At 64.1% G+C, this 22902-nt stretch carries 22 protein-coding genes; 8 read left to right on the forward strand and 14 right to left on the reverse strand.

Features of this window, described 5'->3' with window-relative positions; all coding sequences use genetic code 11:
- Positions 1 to 15: 15 nt before the first annotated feature.
- Positions 16 to 363, reverse strand: a complete 348-nt coding sequence (locus tag PCQ86_RS00485; RefSeq protein WP_003056199.1) for a DUF2958 domain-containing protein — start codon at positions 361 to 363, stop codon at positions 16 to 18.
- A 186-nt stretch (positions 364 to 549) separates the two neighbouring features.
- Here PCQ86_RS00485 and PCQ86_RS00490 point away from each other — a divergent pair, with 186 nt between their 5' ends.
- Positions 550 to 1515, forward strand: a complete 966-nt coding sequence (locus tag PCQ86_RS00490) for an IS1595 family transposase (protein WP_235575184.1) — start codon at positions 550 to 552, stop codon at positions 1513 to 1515.
- A gap of 118 nt (positions 1516 to 1633) precedes the next feature.
- Positions 1634 to 1927 carry a helix-turn-helix domain-containing protein gene (locus PCQ86_RS00495; protein WP_003056202.1) on the forward strand — a complete coding sequence of 98 codons (294 nt, stop codon included), beginning with the start codon at positions 1634 to 1636 and terminating at the stop codon, positions 1925 to 1927.
- 353 nt (positions 1928 to 2280) lie between these two features.
- On the opposite strand, the gene PCQ86_RS00500 is transcribed toward PCQ86_RS00495, so the two are convergent.
- Positions 2281 to 2595 carry a DUF736 domain-containing protein gene (locus PCQ86_RS00500; RefSeq protein ID WP_003056203.1) on the reverse strand — a complete coding sequence of 105 codons (315 nt, stop codon included), beginning with the start codon at positions 2593 to 2595 and terminating at the stop codon, positions 2281 to 2283.
- Positions 2596 to 3416: 821 nt separating this feature from the next.
- Here PCQ86_RS00500 and PCQ86_RS00505 point away from each other — a divergent pair.
- Positions 3417 to 3935 carry a GNAT family N-acetyltransferase gene (locus tag PCQ86_RS00505; RefSeq protein WP_011517543.1) on the forward strand — a complete coding sequence of 173 codons (519 nt, stop codon included), beginning with the start codon at positions 3417 to 3419 and terminating at the stop codon, positions 3933 to 3935.
- A 130-nt stretch (positions 3936 to 4065) separates the two neighbouring features.
- Here the strand turns inward: PCQ86_RS00505 and PCQ86_RS00510 are convergent, their stop codons facing one another.
- The 3 genes from PCQ86_RS00510 to PCQ86_RS00520 all read right to left on the reverse strand — a co-directional run bounded on the left by PCQ86_RS00510 (position 4066) and on the right by PCQ86_RS00520 (position 7307).
- Complete coding sequence (locus PCQ86_RS00510; RefSeq protein ID WP_003056207.1) at positions 4066 to 4275, reverse strand: hypothetical protein; 210 nt, start codon at positions 4273 to 4275, stop codon at positions 4066 to 4068.
- A gap of 62 nt (positions 4276 to 4337) precedes the next feature.
- Positions 4338 to 6404, reverse strand: a complete 2067-nt coding sequence (locus PCQ86_RS00515) for a ParB/RepB/Spo0J family partition protein (protein WP_003056209.1) — start codon at positions 6402 to 6404, stop codon at positions 4338 to 4340.
- Between the two features lie 75 nt (positions 6405 to 6479).
- On the reverse strand, positions 6480 to 7307 hold the full coding sequence (locus PCQ86_RS00520; RefSeq protein WP_003056211.1) for a DUF932 domain-containing protein: 828 nt from the start codon (positions 7305 to 7307) through the stop codon (positions 6480 to 6482).
- A 566-nt stretch (positions 7308 to 7873) separates the two neighbouring features.
- Between PCQ86_RS00520 and PCQ86_RS00525 the strand changes: the two genes are divergently transcribed.
- Together PCQ86_RS00525 and PCQ86_RS00530 are read left to right on the forward strand one after the other, a co-directional pair.
- Positions 7874 to 8095 carry a hypothetical protein gene (locus PCQ86_RS00525; RefSeq protein WP_049799789.1) on the forward strand — a complete coding sequence of 74 codons (222 nt, stop codon included), beginning with the start codon at positions 7874 to 7876 and terminating at the stop codon, positions 8093 to 8095.
- 147 nt (positions 8096 to 8242) lie between these two features.
- Positions 8243 to 8542 (forward strand): hypothetical protein, encoded by a 300-nt coding sequence (locus PCQ86_RS00530; RefSeq protein ID WP_003056213.1) that lies wholly within the window; start codon positions 8243 to 8245, stop codon positions 8540 to 8542.
- A gap of 142 nt (positions 8543 to 8684) precedes the next feature.
- On the opposite strand, the gene PCQ86_RS00535 is transcribed toward PCQ86_RS00530, so the two are convergent.
- The 6 genes from PCQ86_RS00535 to PCQ86_RS00560 all read right to left on the reverse strand — a co-directional run bounded on the left by PCQ86_RS00535 (position 8685) and on the right by PCQ86_RS00560 (position 14315).
- The gene (locus PCQ86_RS00535) at positions 8685 to 8963 is read right to left on the reverse strand and encodes a hypothetical protein (RefSeq protein WP_021027902.1); all 279 of its coding nucleotides are present in this window, start codon (positions 8961 to 8963) and stop codon (positions 8685 to 8687) included.
- 63 nt (positions 8964 to 9026) lie between these two features.
- Positions 9027 to 9377 carry a DUF2958 domain-containing protein gene (locus PCQ86_RS00540; RefSeq protein WP_003056217.1) on the reverse strand — a complete coding sequence of 117 codons (351 nt, stop codon included), beginning with the start codon at positions 9375 to 9377 and terminating at the stop codon, positions 9027 to 9029.
- A gap of 376 nt (positions 9378 to 9753) precedes the next feature.
- Entirely contained in the window at positions 9754 to 9996 is a 243-nt protein-coding gene (locus tag PCQ86_RS19810) for a hypothetical protein (RefSeq protein WP_231138465.1), read from the reverse strand.
- 21 nt (positions 9997 to 10017) lie between these two features.
- Positions 10018 to 10824, reverse strand: a complete 807-nt coding sequence (locus PCQ86_RS00550; protein ID WP_231138464.1) for a competence protein ComEC — start codon at positions 10822 to 10824, stop codon at positions 10018 to 10020.
- A gap of 45 nt (positions 10825 to 10869) precedes the next feature.
- The gene (locus PCQ86_RS00555) at positions 10870 to 13125 is read right to left on the reverse strand and encodes a Mov34/MPN/PAD-1 family protein (protein ID WP_003056220.1); all 2256 of its coding nucleotides are present in this window, start codon (positions 13123 to 13125) and stop codon (positions 10870 to 10872) included.
- Positions 13122 to 14315 (reverse strand): hypothetical protein, encoded by a 1194-nt coding sequence (locus tag PCQ86_RS00560; RefSeq protein ID WP_003056221.1) that lies wholly within the window; start codon positions 14313 to 14315, stop codon positions 13122 to 13124. Before PCQ86_RS00560 ends, PCQ86_RS00555 begins: the two co-directional genes overlap by 4 nt.
- Before the next feature lie 89 nt (positions 14316 to 14404).
- Here PCQ86_RS00560 and PCQ86_RS00565 point away from each other — a divergent pair, with 89 nt between their 5' ends.
- Both PCQ86_RS00565 and PCQ86_RS00570 read left to right on the forward strand, forming a co-directional pair.
- Entirely contained in the window at positions 14405 to 15307 is a 903-nt protein-coding gene (locus PCQ86_RS00565; protein WP_012204593.1) for a WYL domain-containing protein, read from the forward strand.
- 6 nt (positions 15308 to 15313) lie between these two features.
- Positions 15314 to 16102: a hypothetical protein gene (locus PCQ86_RS00570; RefSeq protein ID WP_003056223.1), complete on the forward strand. Its 789-nt coding sequence runs from the start codon at positions 15314 to 15316 to the stop codon at positions 16100 to 16102.
- A 45-nt stretch (positions 16103 to 16147) separates the two neighbouring features.
- On the opposite strand, the gene PCQ86_RS00575 is transcribed toward PCQ86_RS00570, so the two are convergent.
- The 3 genes from PCQ86_RS00575 to PCQ86_RS00585 all read right to left on the reverse strand — a co-directional run bounded on the left by PCQ86_RS00575 (position 16148) and on the right by PCQ86_RS00585 (position 20076).
- Positions 16148 to 17284: a PDDEXK nuclease domain-containing protein gene (locus tag PCQ86_RS00575; RefSeq protein ID WP_003056224.1), complete on the reverse strand. Its 1137-nt coding sequence runs from the start codon at positions 17282 to 17284 to the stop codon at positions 16148 to 16150.
- Positions 17281 to 18480, reverse strand: coding sequence for a tyrosine-type recombinase/integrase (locus PCQ86_RS00580; RefSeq protein WP_003056225.1), 1200 nt, complete (start codon positions 18478 to 18480; stop codon positions 17281 to 17283). The genes PCQ86_RS00575 and PCQ86_RS00580 overlap by 4 nt, the downstream gene beginning before the upstream one ends.
- A 243-nt stretch (positions 18481 to 18723) precedes the next feature.
- The gene (locus PCQ86_RS00585) at positions 18724 to 20076 is read right to left on the reverse strand and encodes a dicarboxylate/amino acid:cation symporter (protein WP_011803481.1); all 1353 of its coding nucleotides are present in this window, start codon (positions 20074 to 20076) and stop codon (positions 18724 to 18726) included.
- A gap of 169 nt (positions 20077 to 20245) precedes the next feature.
- Here PCQ86_RS00585 and PCQ86_RS00590 point away from each other — a divergent pair, with 169 nt between their 5' ends.
- Positions 20246 to 22900 carry a hybrid sensor histidine kinase/response regulator gene (locus PCQ86_RS00590; RefSeq protein WP_270174606.1) on the forward strand — a complete coding sequence of 885 codons (2655 nt, stop codon included), beginning with the start codon at positions 20246 to 20248 and terminating at the stop codon, positions 22898 to 22900.
- The last annotated feature ends 2 nt before the right edge of the window (positions 22901 to 22902 follow it).

A 22902-nucleotide genomic window follows, 5' to 3' on the forward strand; every position in this document is an offset into this window, starting at 1 on the left:
CGGGGCGCGAACGGCTCAATCGAGGACGGAACCGTTCTCCTGGGCCAGCCGCAGGTACTCCGACAACGGGCGCACCGCCCGGAAATACCGATCTCGCATCACGGGCTGTTTGCTCGGCCCGACGATGGATGCGAGGTCGGACAGCTTGATCTCGCCCAGCTCAGGCATGCTGATCCCCAAGTCGATCAGGCCATGGGCCGTATCGCCGTCAGCGGGGTCAAGCGACACCAGCAGCCAAGTGGCGTGTGCGTCCGGCGTGAACAACCGCACCACGGGCAGCGGGTCGATGGCCCGGCCAGCGGCCCGGACCCGGCCGTGTTCCAGCAGTTGCTTGCGCTCGTCCTCGGTCATGAGTTGGTTCATGGGCGTCACCTCATTCGCACAAAACCGCCGAAGCGTGAAAGCGCAAAACCGCATCGGCGGGTTTGTGGAAAGGCACGGATGCGGTTTTGTGCTTCTGTGAGAAGCTGCAGATACGGATTTCCGTAAGGCGCTGTTCGCGTTACGTATTGATTTCGTCCATACTGTTGACCAGCAAGGGAGGCAGTGATGCGACTCGACCACTTCCAGCGCGTTCTAGGCAAGATAGGAAACATGACCCTTGACCAGCTCAAAGAGTTGGCTCAGGCCATTGAACAACGACAAGCGGCCCTGGAGTCCTTCCGTGCGCTGGACGAGGCTCGCGGCCTCGTATGCTGCCGCCACTGCGGCAGTCTCTCGGTCGTCAAAAACGGTCGAGCTCATGGGTTACAGCGGTATCTCTGCCGCGATTGCAACCGCACATCCGGCGTAACAACGAATACGCCCTTGGCTCGCCTGCGTCGCAAGGAACGGCTGGCCGCTAATGCCGCCTGCATGGCGTCTGGAATGACGGTTCGCGATACCGCTGCCGACACCGGTGTGGCGGTCTCCACCGCCTTCCGGTGGCGCCATCGCTTCCTTACTGCCGTCGTTCCGCAGCAGCCCAAGGCTCTGGAGGGCTTATTGGAGGTGGACGAGACCTACTTTTTGCACTCCCGCAAAGGCGAGCGGAATCTACCGCGCGAAGCCCGCAAGCGCGGGGGCAAAGCATCAAAGCGGGGACTCTCCAAGGAGCAGGTTCCCGTCCTCATAGCCCGGGCCCGTGGCCAGCAGCACACAGCTGACCGGGTTATGCCTGCCATGAACGGCAAAGAACTGGTGGCCACGCTCCGACCGCTGGTGCGTCCTGACACCGTAGTGTGTTCCGACGGTAACTCGGCCTATTACGCGCTGCCGCGCGAACTGGGCGTCACGCTGAAGATGTTCAGCGCGTCCAAGCATGGCTCACCACAGAACCCCTCATTCCACGTCCAGACTGTCAACGGCTATCACTCACGCCTCAAGGGCTGGCTGAATTGCGAGTTGCGTGGCGTCGCCACCAAGTACCTGCCCAACTATTTGGCCTGGCAGCGGCTCCTGACATGGTTCAAAGACGGGATTTTGCCTGCGCAGTTCATCGCATCGGCCCTTGGTCGACAGCTCATCAATACTTAACGCGAACAGCGCCTTCCGTAAAAGCACGAAAGCGGCAGGCGGGCATAGTTGAACACTATAGATTGTAGCCCTATAGGGCTCAATCGGATGTCATCTTGGATTTTGCGGAGATCCAGGGTTGGCAGCGAAACATACATTGTCGGAGGCACTAAAGACCATCAGGAAAGCACGTGGTTTGAGCCAGGAAGCGTTCTCGGACGTGTCCAGCCGCACCTACATGAGCACGCTGGAACGCGACCTCAAAAGCCCCACCTTGAACAAGCTGGCCGAGCTGTGCGAGGTCATGGAGGTGCACCCGCTCACGCTGCTGACGCTGGCCTATGCCGGCGACGACCTGCAGCAGGTCGATCAGCTGCTGGCGCAGGTGCGCCAGGAGTTGGAGACTGTGGCGAAGAAGAGTGACACGCCATAGCGTGCGACCGCGCTGGCGTGGCCGATCCGGTGCAGCCGGTTCGGGGACTTCAGGGGCGCCAAGCATCGCGCGGCGGGGAGAGGCCGCAGGGTTTTCCCCCGGAGGCAAGCGAAGCGCGCAGCTGCGATAGGGATTGAAGCCGAATGGCCATGACGGCGAAGTCGGCATGGGGCGCAGCCCGCAAAGCCCGGTCGGCGCAGTGCGCCGAATCGCCCTGCATTCGCCCTGGCAACACGAAGTCATGGTGATGCTGCCCGACCACCACCATCACGAAGCTGGGAGAGCCAAGCCTTCCAGTCTGCTGATCCAAGCAGTACAGCGCCCCGCCGCAGTGGGCGGGGCGCTGGCGGCCGTCAGGCCGCCTGGGGCTTGCTGCGCGACCAGATCAGGTCGTGCGTGCCGTTCTCTCCTTCGATCAGGCGGGCATAGACCGTGGCCGGGAACGAAGGATCGTCGAGGGTCACGGAGATGTACTCCCGCCCGGCCTCGCTGGTCTTCTTCCACGCCGCGCCGATGTCGTGGCTGGCGGCCTGCAGGCGGAAGTCCGGGGCCTTCTCGTTGTCCCCCTTGTCGTTGGGCACCAGCTTGACCTTGACGTTGAGCGTCAGGGTGCGAAGCGTGCCGGTGAAGCCGTCTTTGTCTGCGGTGAAGGTGCCGATGTTGGCCATGATGAAACTCCTTTTGGTGGAACAAGGTTCGCGCCCATCGCGTCCTTGTTGTGATCCGGCCGGCGGAGGACGGGCGGGCTGCACCGCTTGCGGTCGCAACGCAGTGGAGAGCCGGGAGGCGAAAAGAATTTGTCCCGCGAGGAATGCGCCGAACGCAGTGACAAAGCAGGGGAAATTGTTTTCGCCGGACGGTTGCAGCCATGAAGCCCGAGGCGCAGCCGCGCCACCGCTAGGATTCACAACAACACAAGGACGCCTTGGGCCGAACCGCATCGAAAGGAGGCAGGGCCGGCTCGGCATCCCCGCACGAAGGCAGCACCGGCTCGCCCACTGACGCGGGCCAGGTCAACCACCCGACGACAAGCGAGAACGCCCCGGCCGCACCTTGCGGCGCCGGTCTTGAGGCGTGGCGTGGAAGCTCCATAGCGATGCCGGGCGGGATGTCCGTGAACCGTCCTTCGTGACGTGATGGGCGAGAACCGCCAGCGTTGAGGACGGCACGCATTCGCACAACCTGCCGCAGCAAGCACCAGCGTGTTCGCCAGCTCCGTCCATTGCGGCGGGGCGCTGGCCGGGCCGATCCGGCATCGACGGTTCGGCGGCATCGAGGGGCGCCAAGCTCGCGCGGCGGGGATGGGCCTTGCGCCGATCCCCCGGAGGCAAGCGCAGCGCGCAGCGCCGCAGGCGCGAAGGCGTGAGTGGATTGAAGCCGAATGGCCGTGACAGCGAAGCCGGCACGGGGCGCAGCCCGAAAGCCCGGCGGCGCTACGCGCCGACACGCCCAGGCCGTTCTATATTTTGAGCAGGGAACGCAGAACACCATGACCATCCAGCTACGACACGAAACCACGAACGACATTGCCGCTATCGAGGCCGTGACCATTGCCGCCTTCGCCGATGCGCCGCACACCAGCCACACGGAGCAATTCATCGTGCGTGCATTGCGCGACGCTAGCGAACTGACGCTTTCCATCGTGGCCGAAGAACACGGCCAGGTCGTCGGCCATGTGGCTCTGTCGCCGGTGACTATCACCAACGACCACGGCCACAAGGCCAAAGGCTGGTGCGGCCTGGGGCCGATCTCCGTCCTGCCGCAGAGGCAGGGGCACGGCATCGGCTCGCGCCTGATGGAACAGGCGCTGTCTGAACTGCGGGCCATGCAGGCCGAAGGCTGTGTGCTGCTCGGAGAGCCCGCGTACTACGGGCGCTTTGGCTTCCAGGCCCATGCGGGCCTGCAACTGCCGGGCGTGCCGCCCGGCTATTTTCTCGCACTGGCCTTCCATGGGCCAGTGCCCGAAGGCATCGCGCAGTACAGCGATGCCTTCAACGCCGCCGCCTGAGTGCCAGTGAAGGCGGCGGCGTAATGCCCCGGCTATTCGGCTTCAACACCGGGCGCGGCCACCGCCGCGCCCGGATTATGCGTTTCACCGCGCCCAGGGCGGAACGGCCTGGGCGCGGTGCTGACGATGATCATTCCTTCGTTTCGATGATCCACCACACGGCACGCGGCAAGGCGCGGCCCGTGATGGGATGTATGTCGGTGAGGTCAGCGCGGGCCGACCAGCCCGAGGGCGGTCGGTAGCCGCGCACGTCGCCATCGCCGTGCCAGCGGCGGGCGCGCACCGTGCCGGGTGCATAGACCGCCGCCATGCGCGGGCGGTTGGTGGTGGTGCGGGTCATGGGGGCTTCTCCTTGCAGCGAAGCGCCCCGGTCGAAGCCGGGGCGCTTGCCTTCGGCGTGGGTCAAGCGGCCAGCGCCTCGGCGGGTTCATCCGCCATTGCCTCGGCATCCTCCGGGGCGTCCTGCTCCGGGCCTGCCTCCTGCGCGCTTTCCTTCACTGCCTGCTGCGGGCCTTCGACCTTAAAGATGGCAGGCATCCAACCCGCGCCATCGGCCAGCCGCTCGGCTTCGCTGGCAATGTCGGCCTTCTTCAGCTTCGCCAGCCGGGAAACCTGATCGGGCGCGTACTCGCCCACGGCTTGCAGAACTGCCGCCTTCGGAACGTGCTTGAAATACCCCTCGGCGGTCGGCTGCCACCATGCGGCCATGTCGAGGCCCACGGCCTGCGCCAGTTCCTCGCCGGGCTGGTGCGGTGTGGCGCGAGGCGTCACCACGTCCACCGTGGAAGCCACGCACACGGCCAGCAGCTTGACCAGTTCGCCTTGCTCCATCGCCAGCAGCGCGGCAAACAGTTCGGCGCTGTCCTCGGGCAGCTTGCCGCTCCACGCCTGCTGCAATTCACGCAGCGCCACGGCGGCGGGTGACTCGGGCCAGTCCGGGGCCATGCCGTCCAGCCGGTCTTGGACTTTCAGGCTCACGCCCAGCGGCAGGTCGCGCCCGTAGTAGCGGCCCTGCAAGACGGTCTGCACCATGCCATGCACCAGCGCGGCCACCGCCACCTGCGGATGCCGGGCCACCTCGATTTGCAGCGCGGCGGTGCGATGGGCGCTCAGGCGCTGGGCCAGTCGGTCGGAAATCGCTGCTGCCTTGGGCGGCTCGTCGTCCTCGCCTTCGTCATCGTTCGCGGCATCTGGGTCGCTGAACCCTTGGCGCAGCTTCTCCAGTGTGCGCAGTGCCTTGGCCTCGGCCTCGCGCAGCAGTCCGCGATGAATCACCACCTCGCCGTTGCGGCCGATGGTGACGATGGCCCCGGCTGCGGCCTTCACGTTCGCGCCGTACCCCTGCAAGCCGTCTTCCAGCGCCTGCAACTGCTCGCCCAGCCGCTCGCCTTCCTCTTGCAGCGCATCGGCCTTGTCCTCGTCGTCGGCGTCCGTCGCGGCATCAATGGCTTCGGCCACCTCCTGCATCTTGGCTTGCAGCCTCTCGATGCGCTGTGCTTCGCGCTTGTTCGGCTCGCGGCGCTCCCTCGGCGCACGCTGGAAGGCGTGCAGATCGGCATGGGTCACGCCCGGCGTGGCATCAGCCCAAGCCCAGCCCTCGGCCTTCACCTCTGCGGCGATGCCCGCCAGCTTGTCTTGCGCCAGTCGTTCCAGCAGCGCGGCGTCGGTCAGGTACACGCCTGCATCGCCCTCCGCGAACAGGTCGCGGCGGATGCCGCCGCCCGCCTGCTCGTAGGTGTCCAGCCCGACGAAGCGCACCAGCGGATGCCGGTAGGCGTCAATCTCGCGCTCCGTCAGACGTTCGCGCAAGTGCGAGGGTTGGCGCTGCCATTGCGGCGCATCGTAGAACGCGCATTCCTGCGCGGCGTGGTCGTCGGTGATGGAGAGCGCCATCAGCTGATCGAGGCTCACGGCATCGGCCCGGTAGTCCTCCATCAAACGCGGCGAGACATTGGCGAGCTTCAAGCGGCGCTGCACCACCAGCGGCGTAACGGAGAAATCCGCCGCAATGTCCTCAATCGGTCGGCCTTCGGCCACCAGCGCGGCGAAGGCTTCAAACTGGTCTGCTGGGTGCATGGCTTCGCGCTGCACGTTCTCGGTCAGGCTGGCGGTGCGGGCCGTGCCATCGGCCACCTGCAGGCAAGGCACGTCCCAATCCTTGGCGATACGGTGCTTCTTTGCCAGCAGCTTGAGGGCCGCAAAGCGTCGGCCACCTGCCACCACCTCGTAATGCAGGTCATCGGCGGCGGGAATCACGATCAGGTTTTGCAGCAGGCCCACGCGCTGAATGCTCGCGGCCAGCTCGGGGATGGACATGCGCGGGACGGTCTTGCGCACGTTGCGGCCCGTGGGGCGCAGCACCAGCCGCGACAGCGGAACCAGAATCATGTGCTTGCTCGGGTCGGCGGCTTGCAGCACGTTTGCGCGGCTGTCGAGGGCTTGAGCTTCGGTGTAAGTAACGGCGTTCATGGTGAATCTCCAATCAAGTGAAACAAGGGAATGGAGGGGAAACCGCCCCTCCGGCGGGGAACACGTCAGAGGGGGTCAGGCCTTGAGGGCGCGCATGCCATCGGCCAGCAGCCACAGGGCGCGGTTCAGGCGAATGTCCGAATCAATGCCCTGCACGGGGCGGGTCTGCTGTCTGCGGCCATTGGCGGCGCGGCCATGCAATCCGCCCTTGGTCAGGTTCTCCTGCGTGCGGTTGAACACGCTCCACAGGTCGGGGCGGCGGTCGTCGAAGCGGCGCGGCATCAGGATTTGCGATTCCGTGACGGGCGCGGGCTTGGTTGGGTCGTCGTACTTGAGGGCCAGCGCGGCGCGGGCGAACACTTCCGATTCCCCGGCATCCAGCGTGATGGCCTGCATGGATTCGCGCGATTCCTGCGCATGCTCGAAGCCGCTCAGCACCTGATAGGCGCCCTCGATGACATGGCCCGCCACGTCGCCCTTGTGGGGCACGCGCACATCGCCCACGGTGTCGCCGCAGACAAGGCCATTGCTGCAAACGAAGCGGAACATGCCACCCAGTAATTGATAGCTGCTCGTGCCGTCGTGCGAGTTCAGCAGGATGATTTCGTTGGCTTCGCGGGCGTTGATCTGGTTGGCGTGGCGCAGGCGCAGCATGTGTTTCGTGTGCTCGCGCCGGCCCTCGTTGCGAACGCGGGTCTGGCACACCATGAAGGGCTGAAACCCCTCTTTGCGAAGCTCGGTCAGCACGGCGGCGGTGGGGATGTAGCTGTACCGCTCGGAGCGGCTTTCATGGGGGGCATCCGCGAAGATGGACGGGGCCACGCGGCGGATCTGGTCATCGGACAGCGGGGAGTCGCTGCGCAATGCGGGGGAATGGGAAGCGAAGCGGGATGCGAGTTGCATGGTCTTTCTCCTGAACAAAAAGGCTGTTGAAGAAAACCGCACACCGGATTCCAAGATTCGAAGCCCAGCCTTTCGGCTGTTCGGTGCGGTCGGCGCGAGGAACCCGGTTGGCCCTGTTGCCACCGTCTTTCCTGAGTTCATCGCCCGCGACGAAAGGGAGCGCGCGGACGGGGGCCGTCAAGGAAACAAGCGCAGGGTGGGGCGGCCCGCAGGCGCAGCCGAGGACACGGCCCTGCGCGCCTTGACGGCACACGGCCGCGGGCTACAGTCGCGGACAAGGTGATGAAGTCAGGGAAGAGGACTGGACATGGCAACGGCCATCCCACAAGCCGACCGCACGGCAAGCGAAGCGCGCAGGCTCGAAGCTGGAAGCCGGGCCGGAGGCGTCAGCCGAACGGAGTGAGGGAACGATCGAAGCCCGAAGGGGGCGAGACGCCGCAGGCGGCTCGATGCGCTAGCACGAGAGCGCGACCGGCCATCTCCCAGGTGGCCGGGGACGCCCACATGACTTCAATGAAATCCCCGTGGACAGCTACCCACCCAGCCATCGGCAAAATGGCAATGGCATGGACATACGAGCCCTACAAGACGATGAACTGATGGCCCAGGCCCGAGACTGGCGGCAACGGGCACTGCGCGGCGAGAAGGACGCACGCGGCCTCGCGCACGAACTGGAATGCGAAGTGCGCCGGCGCTTCCCCAGGAACAATGCGCCCCATGCACTGCCGCCGATCCAATTGCTCGGCGCCGTGCCGCAAACACCCCAGCGGCGCTGGAAGCCCTGGTAAGCACCGGCTCAAAGGCAGCCCGCCCGCATGACTGCGCCACGGCCGATCGGCGCTGATCCCGAAATCCCCCCGAAATAGCGCGAATTTCGAGTGGCCCGGTCACGGGCCAATGCCTACCGTGGAATCTCCACCTTCTGGAGAACCACCATGAGCGATCCCATGCAACCCGGAACGCCTGCGCCTGGAGCAGAAGGGCCTGGCATCTTTCTGCCGACCCTCATCTGGACCACCGACCGCAAGACGGTAGGCAACGAGATGCAGCGCCTGCTGGGACGGCGCGCACAGCTCAACGTCCTGCTGTCCGCCTCCGAAGAAACGGACGACGGCACCACCTGGTACGCAATGGCCCAGGCCACGCTGAACCAGCTGGACTGCGATATCGAACGTCTCTTCGAGTGGCTGGGCGACTACGAACCCGACACACCCACGCCCGAAGTGCCATCGTAATGTCCGGCATGAAGGGAGCGATCCGGCACCAGCCGGTTCGCTGCGCGAGAGGGGCGCCAAGCCTGCGCGGCGGGGATAGCCCGCAGGGCTTTCCCCTGGAGGCAAGCGCAGCGCGTAGCGCCCCGCCAGGGGCGCGAAGGCATCAGGCCGGGTCGTCGGGGCGCAGGCTGGCTTCCGACACCGGCATCCACGGCGATGACGAGTCCAGCAGGTAGCGCGCACCGCGCGCGTACAGGCCCGAAAGTCCGCTGGGACGATAAAACCCGGTGACGCGGCACCGGAACTGTGCGCCAAACCCGTTGGTATAGATCACCGCGTCGCCGAGCGCAAAGCGCAAGGGCTGGCCGTTCTCCGGTGGGAACGGCTTGAACGCATCATGCTCTGCCGTGATTTCGAGGATGTAGTCGTGGTGGCTGCTCATGGCCTTGACCTCCTGAAATGATTGAGAACGCTCAGGAGCGCCTTGCGGCGCCCCAGAACCAGGTCAGACAACGACACGCCCCGCCAGCCGCGCATCGCGCGCATAGGCGCTCAGCCGCTTCTCGGCACGAAAGTGCAGATCCCGCTCTACCGGCAAGCCCAGCCGCCCGCGCACGGTCGCCAGTTCGGAAAGACTGACCCAGCCGATTTCCGGCATCCCTAGGCCCAGGTCGCAAAGACCGAAGGCGTGATCGTGGTCATCGGGATCAATCTCGGTCAGCAGCCAGGTCGCGCCGGCATCCGGCGTGAACAGCTTGACCACTGGGGCCGGATCGAAGTCCGGGTTCTCCAAGGATTCGCGGCCGTTGGCCAGCAGCACGATGCGCTGCTCGTCCGTGATGAATGCGTGGTTCATGGTGAACTCCTGTAAGGTTACCGGGCGGAATTGCCCAGCCCTTGCAGGGCACGGCGCAGCGCAAGCAGTCAAAGATCGAAGACGGCCGCCAGGCCGCAAGCGCCGAAGGTGCGCAGTCATTGACGGCGAGCACGCCGTGGCACGATGAAGGGAACAGCAAGCCGCCACACCTCACCACGCAGCCACCCCGGTATTGACAAGCGTAGCGCGCAGGTCCGAAGCGTCAGTCCAGATCAGAGCGTCCGGGCTTGAAGCCGGATGACTGCGATTCGGCACGAAGCTCGGGGCGCAGCCCATGAGCCCGACGAAGGAACGTCGGGATGCAGGCCAAGTTGTCAGCAGGCAGTTGAAAAGTGGTGCTGGCCTTCAGGCGCTGTCAATTTTCTTGATCTTCCGGATACGCCGCCTGGGGAATCGGCACCCAGCCATCGCGGGTGATGCCTGCCCCGATGCGTATGTTCTGGCTTTCAGTTGCCGCCCAGTGCCCACCCCGGTGCAATACGGCGCGAATCACCGACTTCCGCGGATGATCCTCATCCGCCTTGGCAGAACTGCATATGGCATTCCAATGGTGCTTGTCCGGCATACTGTTCAACCGTGGGCCGAGCAGTTGATCCAAGACTTCGGTCGAAACGTTGTGTCACCCGCCGTGATGGGGCACTTGGAAATACCGAATACCTGGCAGCGCGAGTCCCACGAAAGGTGCGTAGTCGATCACCTCCTGCAGTGCTTCACGCCCGGCATCGCCAGTAAGCATGACGCGATGACCGTTCAAGACAGCCGACTGCACCACACTCATTTCATTCTCACGACTGGTCGGCTCAGGCGGGAAATATTCCTCGCCCCACAGGGACTTGATGTAGGCGGTCGCGGCCTTCACTGCCCGGAATATGCTGCTCAGCGCGCTATCAAAAGCACTTTCTTCGACAGCTTCCGGTGTCTTCGCGGAGTCCACGATCAGGTCCAAGTAGCGCCCCAGGGTAGGTGCCATGACCGCGAACGGACCGATGCTCTGCCCCTGAAGGGGGGCATGGATTGGAATTCCCTTCTCCACCGCAATATCCTCAAGAATTGCCGTGGCATCGTAGATTGAGCGCAACTTCCGTCGCAGGGCTTCAACCGATTCATAGGTCTCAAAGCGATCGATCAACTGGTCCGCGTATATCCACGGCCGGTTGATCCAAAGATTCCTGACCGTGCATTGCTCCAGGACTTTTCGTAGTCCGTTGGCGTGATCGCGATCTGGGTGCGTGAGGATCACATGGTCGATGACTGTTGTTCCATAGTACGTCTTCAGATGCTCGACTATCTGATCACCCGTATCCAGATACCCACCGTCAACAACGTGCACGCCCTCGGTGCCATTCACCGAGTAGCGCAGCGTGATCGCGTCCCCGCTTTTCGCTGTTTCGACGCCAAGAAAGTCGATCTCGAAGTAGTCAGCCATACATCCCTCTTGTTTTATGCCAACAAAGTGCCGGTGGCTTTGCACCTACCAGCGATCCACCGCACACGTGAGTCCTGTCGGAGTCCATACCAACGACACGGCCGGAAGGCCGCCAGCATCCTCGGCGATGCCGCGCAATGTATTTCGGTCGATACCCGAATGTGCGCCGCCTTTCGGGTGGCTGTGCCACGTTCCTATAAAGGCGAGATACCCCAAAGAGGCCGCGTTTGCGGCGCGCAAATTTTGAACAAGCCCGTTGGTTCCGAGGACGAAGCGGGCGGCCTCTCGAACACTGTCAGGCGGTGCCTCAACAAGGCCTGCAATGGTGATGGTTCGATTTTCAAACGAGATGCGGCCGATCAAGGCGCCGCCTGTTTCCAGAGCACCCCAGCGCAGCGCATCAGCATGGATTGCTTGCGCAACTGGGGACAGGACCCGAATGTTCCAGCCACCATCGTCTGCGACTTCAAGCGCAGTGGTCGGGCCAAGGCTGGCGCGGGTCCATGCCATTCCAAGGCCTTCGGCATCTGAGATTCCGGCGCAAAGCGTCGCTTCCTTCGGAAGCCCATCAACGAGCCATCGTTCCAGTTGCAGGCCGGCCAGTGACGTCGACCGCGAAACAACGGCGTCAGACATAGGCATCGTCAGCGAACGACAGTTGTCACCCACGAAAATCCGAGTCGGCTCAGACGTCTCGCCGGCAATCGACGCACGCAGTTCCGGTGCAAACCGGCAGCACTCGAACAAGAACGCCGTGAGGTCGTCAACTCGGCCGGCACGGCCAGCTCCTTCGAGCAATACCGCCACACAGCGCCCCTGACCATACATCGCGATCCGTGCCAATCGGGCTGGGGATTGATCCAACGCTGCCGATTGTGTTTCTGCAGCCAGCACCTGAAGTGACGCCGTCGCATCCACGATGAGGGCCGCATCCTGCGGAACGGTTGCCGCAAACTGTTCCGGATCGACCAAAAGAGTCACTGCGTCGGTGTCGAACGCTCGCGATTGAAGATGCGACAGCGATTCAAAGGCTGTCTTCATCAGCGCCGACTTCCGAGGCGGAACCAGAACTGATGCCCGCTCAATGAGTGCATGCCGCGCGGCGTTGTGAGGCGACATGGGTTCGTTGTCGACGAAAGTCATCGAACCAAAGCCCGCTCGCCCCAGTTGCATCGCGACTTTCGATCCCACGCTTCCGCAGCCGAGCACGACCAGCGGCTGTGATGTGGCTGCGTATGGAATGCCGGACGTCCTTGCCAGCAGTTCAGGAGACAACGCATGCGCGTGAAAGGCCGGGTGAACCGTGGCGTTACGCTCCAGGAGCGATTGAGCGTTGAGTTCATAGCGCACCACATAGGGCAATACCTCGACACTCCTCCCTGGCGAGCCCACAAGCGACGCTGGCCTTTGCACAGCCAGAATCACAATCGCGTACAAACCATGCACCCAGCCATGCGAGTCCTGTCGCATATCCAGGATTGAGCGTCCGAAATAACCGTCCACTTCCTGGGCCAAAGCGTCGCGATCAATACCAAGCTCCGCTGCTCGATCGAGCAGCGTCGCGAGATCGACAACTGTCTCTGGTTGATAGCGTCCGATCACATGCGGGAGGCCGTCGGTCATCGGAGCGCGCGCGATGAAGGCCGCGGCATGGCCGTTCCCCCATTTGCCCAGCTTGTCGTTGTGAACATCCTGATAAAACACAGGATCGACTTGTGCGGTCAGTTCGGCGTTGATGATGGCGTACAGACCGCCATCGATCGTCACGTAGCCTGCGGGAACCACCAGAATCGTGCCGTCAGCGGGAGCGGCGGCCGCGACCTTCTCGGCACTGAATACAACGGTCGAAGGACAGCTGTCTCGGCGCGTTGGTTCCCACCCCTGCTCCAGGTCCAGGAGTGTTCCGGCCGCGGCCTTGTGCAGCCAGTCGATCAACTGATCGACAACGGCGTCCAGGCCAAACCGATGCAGCAGCTCGTTCAACGACCCTTCGAATAGGCACGGCGAGACTAACTCGCCTTGGCGATGGGGGTTGATGTGCGGCAAGTTGAGCGGGAAGTCCGCACGTAAGAAGGGCTCGGGTGCAGACAGGGGCCAGTCACTACCGAATACCAGCACGCACGTCTCGACGGTGCGCACTCCGGTCTCAGAGATACCATTGCGCCGAGACCTGTTCGGCAGTTGGACCGCAACATCGACTTCAATCTCCGTCGATGCACCAGTTGTCCTTGGCTCGCCAACGCGGATAAGGCCTCGATGCCGCTGAAGTTGATGCAGTGCGTCTGCGATGGTGCCCGTCATGATGCTCCGTGCGGCATGGGGGTGCGCGCAGAGGTCACCACGGCAGCGGCCTTCGATCCGGACTCCTTCTTCGAGGGAGGTTGCACACCCTGAGCGGTTACGGTGAAAACGAGCGGTTCCACGGACTTTTCGCTGGGGTACTCGCCTGTGCAGTAGAACTCGCCTTTTGCTTCGTCCACGATCGTCACGTACTCACGCTTCGCACGGATGCAGGGCGGATCGCTGTCATCATCTGCAATCGGCTTGCAGCTGGCGACGATGACGGCGCCGTCACGGGTCTGCGAAAGCGCCTTGCGAGCATCAGCATCGAGCTTGGCTTTTTCACGGTAGTCGGACCAGCTGTCATAGGACAGCGAATGCCAGGAACAATGATGAGGCGCCTGCATGATGTCGTACTCAAGCACATCTGCTTCAGCCTTGTGGCGTTGCCACTGGCGGTTCCAGATGAACACCTCAGCATCGCCACCAGTAAGGAATTTCGCACCATCCGGCGTCTGCGCGTCAGCCGCCAACGTGATGTTCAGAATAACGCTGGACTGGTTCTTGACCAGGCACTCTTCCTCTTCCTCGTCATCCTGGGCGTCCAGTGGAGCCAAAAGAAACGCAGAAAAGAATGCGGAACTCTTGCCATTGATCGTTGAAAAGCGCGTGTCCACCTTCCGCACAATCGAAGTGAGATCATCGGTTTTTCCGTCGATGTCCTCGCCCATGATCTGAATGCGGTCACCGTTCCCGACGGCGAAATTCTTGTCACGGTTCAGTTGCACGCGCCGACGCGCCTCCGTGTTGAATGCCTTGGCGTCGTCGCTCAAGGTGTGCGTCTTGCTGGCGCGTCGAAACACGATCGGGGACGACCACATCTCGCGGATCACGATTTTCTTGTCCTTGTCGTCCTTCTTGTCGTCCGGGTACTTGTCGAGTGGCCCTAGGTAGAAGTGTCGCTTCAACCCTCGGCAATGGTCTTGATCCGGGTGGCTCAGCAGGAACGCATCGACATACGGCCTGCCGTTCTCATCCTTCTTCAGTCGTTCGCGCAAATCCTTGGCGACATCGCGCGCCTCCCCGTCAGGGTCGTCGGCGTCTTGCCTGATGTTTACGTCGATCAGCAGAGTCGTCGCGTCGAGATCGCCGAACTTGATGAGGGTCATGTCCCCGTTGTCGACGGGAAAAAACGTGATGGTTGTAGGCACTGGGGTCTCCGGGTAGACGACCGAAGGATGATCGCGTATAGTTAATGTACGACGATTTTTTATATCCGTCTACTTTTTAGGCGTGACTGATGCAAAAACCTTCCTTTCCTGCCGCCGAACCTGCTGAGCCTAAGGGGCTAAGTTGGGGGCTGGAGAGCAGACTTCAATTCATCGATTTCCGTCTGCGCTGGGAGCGGCGCATCAACCGGATGGATCTCACCGAGCACTTTGGTATTTCGGTCCCGCAGGCATCGCTGGACATTTCCAAGTACATGGAGTTGGCGCCGAGCAACCTGACTTACGACCGCAGCTCCAAGACCTACACGGCAGCGCAGAGTTTTCACCCGCTTTACCAACGAAGCTCGGCGCAACGCTATCTAGCAGAACTGCTAGCGACAAAGATGGGAATTGTCGAGCCGACGGCCAGCTTCATCGGCTCCGCGCCGGAGACAGATTGGGCCCCGTCCCCTTGGCGCACGATCAATGAGCAGACCGTCGAAGCAGTGGTGCGCGCAATCCGCCAGCAGGAATCCATTCTGGTGAGCTACCAGTCCATGACGTCGTTGGATGAATCGGTTCGCTTGCTGTCTCCCCACGCCCTTGGCAATGACGGTTTTCGCTGGCACATGCGCGCGTTTTGCCACAAGCGCCAGCGCTTCAGCGATTTCGTCCTTGCTCGAATCCTGCGCATCGATGGCTTCGAGGCGACCCAAGTGGACTCCAACCAAGATTCGCATTGGCAAACTGTATTGACGCTGGTACTTGCACCGCATCCCGATTTGCCTGCAGCCAAGAAACGAGTCTTAGAGTTGGACTACGGCATGGAAGATGGAGAGGTCAAACTTCCATGCCGCCAAGCGTTTCTGTACTACACGCTGAGACGTTTGGGTTTGCATACCAAGGAAGCACCAGACCCCCTCGCACAGCAGATCACGCTGAAAAACCGCGATGAAATCCAACCCTATATCGACGCCTTGGCGGCACAGGCCTGACTTCACATGACAACAATTTTTGAACTGGTCAAAGACCCCTACGAGCGCAAGGCACGTGTTATCCCTGGCCTTCTTGTGGCCTTACCCGTGCTGGTGCCGCTGTTGTGCGTCTACGGGGCTCGGCACCCTGTGCTTACAGGTGTGATCGGCCTGCTGGGCGGCTGCGGCGCTATCTATGCACTCGCGAGCGTAGCGCGCGGACGTGGTAAAAAACTTGAAGAGATGCTGGTCTCAAAATGGGGTGGCATGCCCACGACCATCGCACTACGCCACCGCGACAAGTTCCTTGATGGTGTCAGCAAGCAGCGTTATCACACGGCGATCACTGCCAAGTTGGGTATCGCCATGCCAACGGCAGAAGAAGAATCAGCAAACCCAGACAAGGCAGACGACATCTACATCGGTGCCACTAAGCGGCTTCGCGAACTCACGCGTTCCAACAAGCAGCTCTTGCTGAAAGAGAACATCGCCTATGGATTTCATCGCAACATGCTGGCGATGAAGCCTGTCGGTATCCTGTCGTGCCTCATGGGCGTCGTCTACGGATTGTTGATTGCAAAGATTTTGCAGGTAGCACCTCTCCAATTTGACTTGGTGCACCTTGCCGATCCAGGGCTTGCCGCAGGCTTGACATTGCTCATTTCGCTGGCGCTACTTGCCGCATGGCTACTGTATTTCGATCAGGACGCAGTAAGGCGGATGGGATTCGTCTATGCGGAACGTTTGTTTGAATGTTTGCCGTCGTTGCCTTCTTCCTCCTCACGGAAGAAAGCCGTAAAACCGACTACAGACTGAGGTTCTGCCCAATCTCCAAACAGGCGTATAGCTCCGCAGGTGTGTCTACCGCTTCCACGTCTTGGGACGAATCGTTCCGCGAGACTCTAGCAAGAGCCGCGTGCTTTCCAGTTCCTTTTGCAGCACATCGGTATCCGGCAGAACCATCCGGTAGTTCGCCGCCATGACCTTGGTGGGTAAGCCCTCCAGCGCATACCGCGCCAGGGCGAGCCCCTTGTCGGCACAAAGAATCAGCCCCACCGGCGGGTTCTCCTCGGGATAGGCCCAGTGTTCCTTGGCATAGTTGCAGTACATGTGCATCTGGCCTACGTCCGCATGCGTCAGACTCCCCAGCTTCAGGTCGATGATGACCAGGCAGCGTAACTTGCGATGGAACAGCAGCAAGTCCACCCGATACCAGGTCTGGTCGATGCGCAAGCGCCGCTGCCGTCCAATGAAGGTGAACCCTTCACCCAATTCGAGCAGGAAGTCTTCCAGCCGCCGGATCAAGGCGGCCTCCAGATCGGACTCCGAATACTCGTCCTTGAGGTCGAGGAACTCCAGCACATAGGGGTCTTTGATGGCATCGCCGGGCGCGACGGCATCTTCGGGCTTGGCCACCGCGCCCTTGGCCAGCATCGCCGCCTTGTTTTTCGACAGCGCCGTGCGCTCGTAGAACTGGCTGCCGATCTGCCGATCCAACTGGCGCACGCTCCAGCCGCCGCGCAAGGCCTCGGCTTCATAGAACTGGCGCGCATGCTCGTCCTTGACCGACAACAGCCGCACATAGGCCGACCACGGCAGCGTGAAGACCTGCGCCAGCTCGTCCAGCCGCCAAGGCCGCACTGGCTCCGGGGAAGATTCGCCAGACACTGTCTGGCGAATTGGCCGGGTCAGAAAAAACGACCGCATCTGCTGCAGGTTCTGACGGCTGAAGCCACGGCCGAACTGCTGGGTGAGGTCGCTTGCCAGCCGCTCGATCAACTGCTCGCCATAACCCGCGCGCCGCTTGCCCTGTTGCTCGGCCTCCACGATGCGGCGGCCAATCTCCCAGTAGCTGGCCGTCATCAGCGCATTGACGCTGCGCGCTGCCGTCTGGCGCGCGGCATCGAGCAGATCCACGATGCCGCCGTGGATGCCGGCGTAGCCGGCAGGCACGGCGGCGGGTGCGACTCCCGCCATCGCAGGCGCCTTCTTGGTCATGCAGCCACCTCCGCAGGCCGCTGCGCCTCGGTGATCGTCTTGCGCCGGTTCGCCACCAGCTCGGCCGCCTTGCGCACCGGATCGTCCTCGGTGTGGACGTAGCGCATGAACATCGCCACGGTCTTGTGCGCCGTCAGCGCCATGCCGACCTTGACCGGGATGCCCGAGTTGGCAATGTCGGTCGCGGAGCGGTGGCGGATGCCATGCGTGCCGACGTGCGTGGCGCCCGCCGCCTTGAGGGCGCGGCTCCAGCCGCCGTAATACTCGCCCGTGGTCAGGTGCTTGCCGGGATGGCTTGGAGACGGCAGCACATAGGGAGTGCCTTCCTGCCGTGGCGCCGTCGAGAGCAGTCGATAGGCTTCCTCGCTCATGGGCTTGGACATGCCGCCCGTCTTGCTGTCCGGCCAGACCACGCGGCGGTTGTCCAGGTCCACCCAATCCCATCGGAGCGTCACGATTTCGGAGCGGCGGCCGGCGAACTCGAATTGAAGGCGGATCGCCAGCGGGATGACGTAGTTCTCCAGACCCTCGGCTTCGATGTGCTCCAGTCGCCGAAACAGCTTGCCCATGTCCTCGTCGCTGATGAGGTGGGTGGCCTTGCCGTTGGGGTACATCGGGACGTGGCGGCAGGGGTTGGTGCCGTCAGGCCGGTGGCCCCACACCTCGGCCAGGTTGAACATCTTGCGCATCACGCTGAAAGCACGGTTGGCCTCGGCCGGCTTGTGCGCCATCTTCTTCATCGCCGTGGCCACGTCCGGGCGCTTCACGTCCTGGACCTTCAAACGGCCCAGCATCGGAACGATGCAGCGGTCGATGACGGCCTGATACCCGCGCTGGGTGCTGGGCTTGTTGCGCTGCTTGGAGTAATCCTCCATGAACTTGGTACACAGCTCCTTGACCGTGGGGGCTGAACGGGCGGCGGCCTTGGCCGCGCTGGGGTCGCCGCCCCGGCGCACCTCGGCCAGCCATTCCTGGGCCAGCGAGCGGGCCTGCTCGACGGTCAGTTCCCCGTACAGGCCCAGGGCGGGCTTGCGCCGCTCGCCAGCGTTCGTGCGGTACTGGAGCATGAACACCTTGCGGCCCGCTGGTGTAACCTTGCACAGGAAGCCGGGCACCAGCGTGTCCCGGAGTTCGACGGCCTGCGCCTGGGGTTGTGCCGCATCGACTGCGGACTTGGTGAGCTTGAGTTTTGCCACGATGACTCCTCGGAAAGACCCGATTCCCAAGAGCCATGTAGGGGCCATCAGAGGGGAAGCCGGGTCAGGTTTCGGAAAGCACCGGCATATGTTGGACTCGCCTAAGTTATTGATAAACCTGCTGTATCGGGCTTCGGCGTAGTCCAGCAAAGTTCGGTGCTGGAGTCATGGTGAAATGAAAAAAGCCCACGCGCCGTTGCCGGTGCATGGGCTTTGGGGCCTGGCTTGAAGGCCGCTGCCGGATCAGGCCCGGTGGCGGGCCAGCACGACGGGTTCCACCGCCCGTTCGGGCTCTGGCAGGAACTCGGCCTCACCATCCAGCACGCGGTGCAGGCGGTCGGCATCCAGCGCGTTTTCCCAGCGCGACACCACCACTGTGGCCACGGCGTTGCCGATGAAGTTGGTGAGCGAGCGGCACTCGCTCATGAAGCGGTCCACGCCCAGGATCAGCGCCATGCCGGCCACCGGCACCTCGGGCACCACAGCCAGGGTGGCGGCCAGGGTGATGAAGCCCGCGCCGGTCACGCCGGCCGCGCCCTTGGACGACAGCATCGCCACCAGCAGCAGCGCGATCTGGTGGCCCAGCGTGAGGTGCGTGTCGGTGGCCTGCGCGATGAACAGCGCAGCCAGCGTCATGTAGATGTTGGTGCCGTCCAGGTTGAACGAGTAGCCCGTGGGCACCACCAGGCCCACCACGGACTTAGCACAGCCGGCCTTTTCCATCTTTTCCATCAGCGAGGGCAGGGCGGACTCGGACGAGGAGGTGCCCAGCACCAGCAGCAGCTCGGCCTTCAGGTAGCGGATCAGCTTGAGCACCGAGAAGCCGCAGGCCCGTGCCACCGCGCCCAGCACCACCAGCACGAACACGGCCGAGGTGATGTAGAAGGTGAGCACCAGCTCGGCCAGGTTCACCAGCGAGCCCAGGCCAAACTTGCCGATGGTGAACGCCATGGCGCCGAAGGCGCCGATGGGCGCGGCCTTCATGACGATGTTCACCAGCTTGAACACGGGTTTGGTCAGGCCGTCCAGAAAGTCCAGGATGGGCTTGCCGGCGTCGCCCACCATGGCCAGCGACACGCCGAACAGCACGGCCACCAGCAGCACCTGCAGGATGTTGTCGCCCACGAAGGGGCTGATCAGCGTCTTGGGGATGATGTCCAACGCGAAGCCGGTGAGCGTCATCTCGTGCGACTTGCTCACGTAGCCCTTGACGGCGGTCTGGTCCAGCTCGGCCACGTTGATGTGCATGCCCGTGCCGGGCTGCATCACGTTGGCCACCACCAGGCCGACGACCAGTGCCAGCGTGGAGAAGGTGAGGAAGTACGCCATGGCCTTGCCGAACACGCGGCCCACGGCGCTCAGGTGGCTCATGCTGGCGATGCCGGTGACGATGGTCAGGAAGATCACCGGCGCGATGATCATCTTGATGAGCTTGATGAAGGCATCGCCGAACGGCTTCATCGCCGCGCCGTACTCTGGCTGGAAGTGGCCCAGCAGCACGCCGATGATGATGGCGAACACCACCTGGAAATACAGTTGGCGATAGAACGGAAGCCGCACCGACGGGGCGGGGGCGGCAGAGGAAATGGCATGCATGCGGCGTGTCTCCGGAGGTCGAAAAAAAGACGCGCCAGGGCCGTGCAATGCCGCGCATCTTTGGAAGTCCGCGGTTGTACCCCTGCATCGCCGCCGCGCCGATAACCTATTGGTATTAGACGGCGCGCCCGCCCCGCCCACGGACACCAAACCCAGAGACACTCCGCCCATGCCGCTACGCCGCCGCCGCCCGCTGCTCACCGCGCTTGTCGCACTGTTCGTGCTGGCGGGCATGGCCGTGTGCATGCTGCTGGCCAGCCAGTACGCGCAGCGCCGTGCGCTGCACGACGAAAGCCAGGGGGTGCGGCGCCAGCTCACGCTGTACGGCCAGGCGCTGGAGCAGCGCATCGACCGCTTTCGCACCCTGCCCGAGGTGCTGGCGCTGGACGCGCAGCTGAGGGATGCACTGACCCACCCGCTCACGCCCGCCGAGGTGGACGTGCTCAACCGCAAGCTGGAGCAGGCCAACGGTGCCAGCCATTCGTCCACGCTCACACTCATCAACCTGCAAGGCCGCGCCATCGCCGCCAGCAACTGGCGCGACACCCCCAACAACGTGGGAGAGGACTACCACTTCCGCCCCTACGTGCAGCAGGCGCTGGCGCAGGGCCACGGGCGCTTCTACGGCATCGGCCTGACCACGGGGGAGGCGGGCTACTTCCTGTCCACGGCGATCCGCGGTGATGACGGGCAGACGCTGGGCCTGGTGGCCATCAAGATCCTGCTGACCGAGCTGGAGCGCGAATGGCGCCAGAGCCCCGACGTGGTGCTGGCCTCGGACGCGCACGGCGTGGTCTTCCTCGCCAGCCGCGACGCCTGGCGCTACCGGCTGCTGGCACCCCTCACGCCCCAGGCGCGCCAGGAGCTGGAGGCCACGCGCCAGTACACCGGCCAGCCCCTCACGCCGCTGGGCCTGCAGGTGGAGCGGCGGGTGGACGAAGGCACGGTGCTGGCACGCGCGCAGGAGCCCCCCTTGCCGGACCCGCTGCTGTGGCACACGCAGGAGCTGGCAGGCACCGGCTGGCAACTGCACCTGCTGCACCACGCGGACAGCGCCATCGAGGCCCGCCGCTGGGCGGCCGGTGCGGCCGCGGGCCTGTGGCTGGCCCTGGCACTGCTGGTGCTGTTCGTGCGCCAGCGACAGCGCCTGGCCTTGCTGCGCCAGCGCAGCCGCCAGGAGCTGGAGACCGTGCTGCGCCAGCATGCCCAGGAGCTGCGCACCGCGCAGGACGGCATCGTGCAGGCCGCGCGCGAGGCCGACACCGGCCTGTCGCGCAGCCTGCAGCACCTGCCGCAGGGCGTGGTGGTCATCGACCGCGACCTGAACCTGGTGGCGTGGAACTCGCGCTACGTGGAACTGTTTCGCTTTCCGCCCGAGCTGATGCGCGTGGGCACGCCGGTGGAGGCGCTGATCCGCCACAACGCGCGCCGCGGCCTGCTGGGCGCCACGCCCACCGAGGACGCCATCCAGCGGCGCCTGCAGCACCTGCGCAGCGGCAAGCCCCACCTGCATGAGAGCGCCAAGAGCGACGGCACGGTGCTGGAGATCCGCGGCAACCCGCTGCCCGACGGCGGCTTCGTGACCAGCTACGCCGACATCACCAGCTACAAGAACGCCGCGCGCGAGCTGCGCTCGCTGGCCGACGCGCTGGAGCTGCGCATTGCCGAACGCACGCGCGATCTGGACGCCGCCCGGCGCGAGGCCGAGGCCGCCAACCGCTACAAGACCCGCTTTGTGGCCGCCGCGGTGCACGACCTGCTGCAACCGCTGAATGCGGCGCGCATGTTCGCCTCGCTGCTGCGCGGCCACCTGCACGACGCCGCCGGACGCCAGGTGGCCGACAGCATCGACGGCGCGCTGGCCGCGCAGGACGGCATCCTCAACAGCCTGCTGGACATCTCGCGCATGGAATCGGGCCAGTTGGAAGTGCATGTGCGCGACTTCGCGCTCGGCCCGCTGCTGCAGGTGATGCAGCACAACTTCGGCATCATCGCCGCCAGCCGGGGCCTGCGCCTGCGCACCGTAGGCACGCGCTACGCGGTGCGCAGCGACGAGGCGCTGCTGCGGCGCATCCTGCAGAACCTGGTGTCCAACGCCATCCGCTACACGCCCCGCGGGCGCGTGCTGATCGGCTGCCGGCGCCGCGGCAGGTACCTGCGCATCGAGGTGCACGACCAGGGCCCCGGCATCCCCGAGAGCCTGCAGCGCGAGATCTTCGAGGAGTTCCGCCGCCTGGGCGAGGGCCACAGCCAGGACGGCGACCGGGGTGCGGGCCTGGGGCTGGCCATCGTCGAGCGCCTGGGCAAGCTGCTGGGGCACGAGATTGGCCTGCGCTCCGAACTGGGGCGCGGCAGCGTGTTCTGGGTGTGCGTGCCGCTGGCCGATGCCGCCGCCGCACCCCGCCCCGCCGCCGCGGGCGCAGCCGCCCCGCCCGAGGGCGACCAGCCCCTGCAGGGCACCACGGCCTGGTACATCGATGACGACGCGCCCAGTTGCGAGGCCACCGGCGCGCTGCTGCGCCGCTGGGGCTGCGAAGTGCCTTTGGCGGGCAGCCCGCAGTCGGCCCTGGACTTGGCCGCGCCCGGCAACGCGCCACAGCTGGTGCTGCTGGACGTGCGCATGGGGCCCTTCCACGGCCCCGACCTGTACGACCGGCTGTGCACCGTGTGGGGCCAGGCACCGTCGGTGGTGCTGGTGACGGCCGAGCGCAGCAGCACCCTGCGCCGCCAGGCGGCCGAGCGCGGCTGGGGCTACCTGCTCAAGCCCGTGCGCCCGTCCGCACTGCGCGCGCTCATCAGCCAGATGATGCTACGAAAAAAGTAGCT

This window comes from Diaphorobacter sp. ED-3, assembly GCF_027625375.1.
In the GTDB taxonomy this organism is placed as follows: domain Bacteria; phylum Pseudomonadota; class Gammaproteobacteria; order Burkholderiales; family Burkholderiaceae_C; genus Diaphorobacter; species Diaphorobacter nitroreducens.

Excerpts from the sequence above, each read along its gene's own strand:
- PCQ86_RS00485 (WP_003056199.1), bottom strand. The coding sequence starts at position 363 with ATGAACCAACTCATGACCGAGGACGAGCGCAAGCAACTGCTGGAACAC.
- PCQ86_RS00490 (WP_235575184.1), top strand. The coding sequence starts at position 550 with ATGCGACTCGACCACTTCCAGCGCGTTCTAGGCAAGATAGGAAACATG.
- PCQ86_RS00500 (WP_003056203.1), bottom strand. The coding sequence starts at position 2,595 with ATGGCCAACATCGGCACCTTCACCGCAGACAAAGACGGCTTCACCGGC.
- PCQ86_RS00505 (WP_011517543.1), top strand. The coding sequence starts at position 3,417 with ATGACCATCCAGCTACGACACGAAACCACGAACGACATTGCCGCTATC.
- PCQ86_RS00510 (WP_003056207.1), bottom strand. The coding sequence starts at position 4,275 with ATGACCCGCACCACCACCAACCGCCCGCGCATGGCGGCGGTCTATGCA.
- PCQ86_RS00515 (WP_003056209.1), bottom strand. The coding sequence starts at position 6,404 with ATGAACGCCGTTACTTACACCGAAGCTCAAGCCCTCGACAGCCGCGCA.
- PCQ86_RS00520 (WP_003056211.1), bottom strand. The coding sequence starts at position 7,307 with ATGCAACTCGCATCCCGCTTCGCTTCCCATTCCCCCGCATTGCGCAGC.
- PCQ86_RS00525 (WP_049799789.1), top strand. The coding sequence starts at position 7,874 with ATGGACATACGAGCCCTACAAGACGATGAACTGATGGCCCAGGCCCGA.
- PCQ86_RS00530 (WP_003056213.1), top strand. The coding sequence starts at position 8,243 with ATGAGCGATCCCATGCAACCCGGAACGCCTGCGCCTGGAGCAGAAGGG.
- PCQ86_RS00535 (WP_021027902.1), bottom strand. The coding sequence starts at position 8,963 with ATGAGCAGCCACCACGACTACATCCTCGAAATCACGGCAGAGCATGAT.
- PCQ86_RS00540 (WP_003056217.1), bottom strand. The coding sequence starts at position 9,377 with ATGAACCACGCATTCATCACGGACGAGCAGCGCATCGTGCTGCTGGCC.
- PCQ86_RS00550 (WP_231138464.1), bottom strand. The coding sequence starts at position 10,824 with ATGGCTGACTACTTCGAGATCGACTTTCTTGGCGTCGAAACAGCGAAA.
- PCQ86_RS00555 (WP_003056220.1), bottom strand. The coding sequence starts at position 13,125 with ATGACGGGCACCATCGCAGACGCACTGCATCAACTTCAGCGGCATCGA.
- PCQ86_RS00565 (WP_012204593.1), top strand. The coding sequence starts at position 14,405 with ATGCAAAAACCTTCCTTTCCTGCCGCCGAACCTGCTGAGCCTAAGGGG.
- PCQ86_RS00570 (WP_003056223.1), top strand. The coding sequence starts at position 15,314 with ATGACAACAATTTTTGAACTGGTCAAAGACCCCTACGAGCGCAAGGCA.
- PCQ86_RS00575 (WP_003056224.1), bottom strand. The coding sequence starts at position 17,284 with ATGACCAAGAAGGCGCCTGCGATGGCGGGAGTCGCACCCGCCGCCGTG.
- PCQ86_RS00585 (WP_011803481.1), bottom strand. The coding sequence starts at position 20,076 with ATGCATGCCATTTCCTCTGCCGCCCCCGCCCCGTCGGTGCGGCTTCCG.
- PCQ86_RS00590 (WP_270174606.1), top strand. The coding sequence starts at position 20,246 with ATGCCGCTACGCCGCCGCCGCCCGCTGCTCACCGCGCTTGTCGCACTG.